Annotated in this window: 5 protein-coding genes; 2 read left to right on the top strand and 3 right to left on the bottom strand. The window is 71.3% G+C overall.

Translation table 11 applies throughout. From position 1 onward, the window contains the following. A partial coding sequence (locus tag ACTIR_RS0102925; protein ID WP_026453164.1) for a DUF1275 family protein occupies positions 1 to 285 on the bottom strand: 285 nt, incomplete at its 3' end. 187 nt (positions 286 to 472) lie between these two features. Beyond that, a complete protein-coding gene (locus tag ACTIR_RS0102920) occupies positions 473 to 1,495 on the bottom strand; it encodes a sporulation protein (protein ID WP_026453163.1) in 1,023 nt (340 codons plus the stop codon). A gap of 292 nt (positions 1,496 to 1,787) precedes the next feature. Between ACTIR_RS0102920 and ACTIR_RS21340 the strand changes: the two genes are divergently transcribed. Together ACTIR_RS21340 and ACTIR_RS0102910 are read left to right on the top strand one after the other, a co-directional pair. Continuing rightward, on the top strand, positions 1,788 to 2,177 hold the full coding sequence (locus ACTIR_RS21340) for a DUF2020 domain-containing protein (RefSeq protein ID WP_026453162.1): 390 nt from the start codon (positions 1,788 to 1,790) through the stop codon (positions 2,175 to 2,177). A 176-nt stretch (positions 2,178 to 2,353) separates the two neighbouring features. Then, the gene (locus tag ACTIR_RS0102910; RefSeq protein ID WP_026453161.1) at positions 2,354 to 2,800 is read left to right on the top strand and encodes a DUF6918 family protein; all 447 of its coding nucleotides are present in this window, start codon (positions 2,354 to 2,356) and stop codon (positions 2,798 to 2,800) included. A 135-nt stretch (positions 2,801 to 2,935) separates the two neighbouring features. Here the strand turns inward: ACTIR_RS0102910 and ACTIR_RS26195 are convergent. Beyond that, positions 2,936 to 3,218, bottom strand: a 283-nt coding sequence (locus ACTIR_RS26195) for a hypothetical protein (RefSeq protein ID WP_199285559.1), incomplete at its 5' end; no start/stop codon positions are given.

Genomic DNA, 3,218 nt, shown 5'->3' with positions numbered 1-3,218 from the left:
CGCGGCGGTCCGGTGACCGGGGACCGCGCCCGCCGGTGCGCGGGCGGCGAACACCCCGCCGGCGAGTGCGCCGAGTGTGAAGCCGGCGATCGCGATCGCGGGGGCGTACGCCGCGACCGACGACGACGGGGTGACGCTCAGTCCGAGGAAGACGACGTTGCCCGTCATGTTGGCGACGAAGATCTGGTCGAGTCGCAGGAAGCTCACCGCATCGACGATTCCGGTCACCAGCGTGAGCACCAGCAGCGCGACCACGGTCCGGCGGGGCGGCGGTGCGGTGGTCACGGACACGGTGCGTGCCCTCAGCGCGCACGCGGTGGTGCCGACCCCGGTGCCGGGGACGGTGACACCGCGGCCGTGCTCCGGGGGAGTGCGGCGGGCCCGCCGGGCACGGTGCCGGCGGTGTCACCGATACGCATGCCCCGGCGGATACCCGCCGCACCGTGCGGGAAACGGTGCGGCGGGCGGGGTGCTACTCCTCGTCGTCGCCTTCCTCCTCCGGCTCCTCCTCTTCCGGTTCCTCCGGCACGTCCGGCTCCTCCACGTCCACGTCGACGTCGCCGATCGGCTGTTCGTCGTCGTCCAGCATCTCGTTGAGTGCCATTCCGCCGAGGATTCCGGCCCCGGCCCCGACCGCGGCGCCGGCGAGCATGCCGCCCATTCCGGACTTCCCGCCGTCGCCGTGGTCGTCGTGGTCGTGGGTGTACTTGAGCCCGGGGCCGTCCGCCACGCCACGGTGCTCGGCGAGGTGGTCGAGCCACTGCGCGATGTGGGCGGCCCAGTCGGTGCTCGCCGCCTCGTCGTGGGTCCCGGAGAAGTGGCCGAACGCGTCCCGCTCCGGAGTGAACATGCCGCCCCGCCGGTCCGCCTCCAGCACGACGTCGATCCGGTCGGGGCCGGTGACGAAGGTGACCTCGACCTCGCTCACCAGCCCGGAAGCCTGCGGCGGCGGGACGAACTCGAGCTCCTGGAAGAACGGCAGCTGCTGATTGATGCCCTGGAGATGTCCGTGTTCGAGGTCGGCGCCGGTGAACTGGAAGCCGAGTTCGGACAGCGCGTCCAGCACCCGCTGCTGCACGGGGAGCGGCTCGACGCCGACCGGGTCGAGGTCGCCCTTGTCCGCGACCTGCTCGACGGACAGTTCCGTGCGCAGCCCCAGGGTCATCCCGGGCAGCGGCTGCCCGTGCACGCTGCTGACCGGCGTCTCCCACGGCACGGGCATCTCGAAGGGCAGTGTCTTCTCCGCACCCTCCGCGAGCCCGAACCCGCCACCGACGACCACGCGGTGGAACTCCACCCCCACCTCGTCGTCGCCCGTCTCGACCCCGGTGACCAGGCCGAGGACGACGTGCTCGACGGTGGTCCCCTGGGAGCCGCCGCTGATCCGGACCTCACCGGACAGTGTGCCGCCGGGCCGCACGTGCGGATCGTGCAGCACGGTGTCGACGGACGGGCCCCCGATCCCGAGCGCCCCGAGCAGCTTCCTGAAGACCATCAGTGGTGTCACCCTCCGTGTCGATCTGTCGGTTTTCACCGAAAGTACATGATCTTGCACGAACTGTCGGTCGCTCGGGATCGGTGCGGCCGACCAGGGACGCCGCCCGGCGTTCTGATTCACTGTGCGACCTATGCGCCCACGTCTCGCCGTGCTCGGATCCGTCACCGTCGCCGTCCTCACGGCCTGTTCGCCGGGCCCGGCCGCACCGGGTCCGGCAGCGGAGCGGGCGACGCCGGAGGCTCCGGCGTCGCCCCGGGAGTCGGTGACGCCACCGCCGGAACCGGAGCCGGTGGCCGAGGGGCCGTGCCCGTACCTGTCGGCCGACGCCGTCGCCGAGGCGAACGGGCAGCGGGTCGGCACCGTGCGGGTCTCCGACGGTGACCCGCCGAGCTGTTTCTTCCACCGCCCGGACGGGGAGGAGCAGCTGCGTGTGCGGGTGTTCGTCGGGCGGCCGGAGGTGGCGGTCGCGCTCGTCGACGCGGCCGCACCGGTCGCGACGTCGAATCCCGCGACCCGGCCGTCCGGTTGGGAGGGTGGCTACGAAACGGATGACAGCGGCGCGGTCTATGCCATCAGTAAGGGTGAGACTGCCGTCATCGTGACCACGAATCAACGACAGAGCGTGAAGGCCCGGACGGTGGCAACGGACGTGGTCGGAGCCCTCGAAGGCTCAGCGTGACGGGAGAACACCGCTGCGTGCAAGCCAGATTGATCTTGTACTAAGGTACTGCGCACGCGCAGGCACATCAGGACGGCCTACCTCAACCGGTTGACTCCCCCGAGCGGGGCTGTGCCGGGCGTCGGGCGTCCTGCCAGGCGAATCGTTGAATCAGACTGTGAAGGATGGGAAGAGCCGTGGCTGACACCCTGAAGGAAATCCTGCTCGACTCCAGCAAGCGCCCGACCGTGGTCGAAGACCTCGGGAACCTCATCGACGAGGAGGTCGAGGCCAAGAGCGGCGTGTCCGGCACGGTCATCAAGACCGGCTACGGCGCGGTCAAGAAGATCAAGCCCGGCATGATCACGTCCGCTGTGGACAGCCTCCTCGACGACTTCACCGCCGCGCTGGAGCCCTTCTACGCCGACTTCAAGGCCAGCGGCACGAGCGACTTCGGCAGCTACCTGCCCACCCGCTCGAGCGAGGCCGCCGACGCGCTGCTGTCGGTCACCGACGCCCGCGCGGAGAAGAGCGACCGCGACAGCATCAAGAAGGTCTACGACAAGCTGCGCCCGAAGGGCAAGGAGAACGTCGAGGAGGCCCTGCCGCGCCTGGGCAAGCTCATCGACAAGCACGCCGCCTGAGAACCCGGGGCAGCACCGGCCGGATCCGGTCCGGACCAGAACAGCCGAAGACCCCCGGAGGGCGTCCCCTCCGGGGGTCTTTGCTGTCGTCGTGGCCCACCGGCGGGGCTCAGCCGCCGTCGCGGTGGGGCCCGGTCACGACTTCGGCTGTTGCGAGTTGCTCTGCCCGCCCTGGGCCGACGCCCGCTCCGTGCCCTTCGCCGTCTCCTGCCGCGCCGCCTGCTGCTTCGTGGACGGCTGCTTCGTGCCCTGCTGGGCCGCGTCGCCCGTGTTCCGGCTCGACCGGTCGGCCGGGTTCTCGTCCTGCCCGGCCGCGCCGGACGACTGTGCCGTCGCGCCGGACGACTGTGCCGTCGCCCCGGAGGACTGCGCCGCGGCGGACGGAGACTGCCCCGCGGCGGGAGGTTGCGCCGCCCCG

Origin of the sequence: Saccharomonospora iraqiensis subsp. iraqiensis, assembly GCF_000430445.1 — a bacterium.
Taxonomy (GTDB): domain Bacteria; phylum Actinomycetota; class Actinomycetes; order Mycobacteriales; family Pseudonocardiaceae; genus Saccharomonospora; species Saccharomonospora iraqiensis.
The sequence above is the reverse complement of the archived record's forward strand: the minus strand, read 5'-3'. Positions and strand labels throughout refer to the sequence as shown.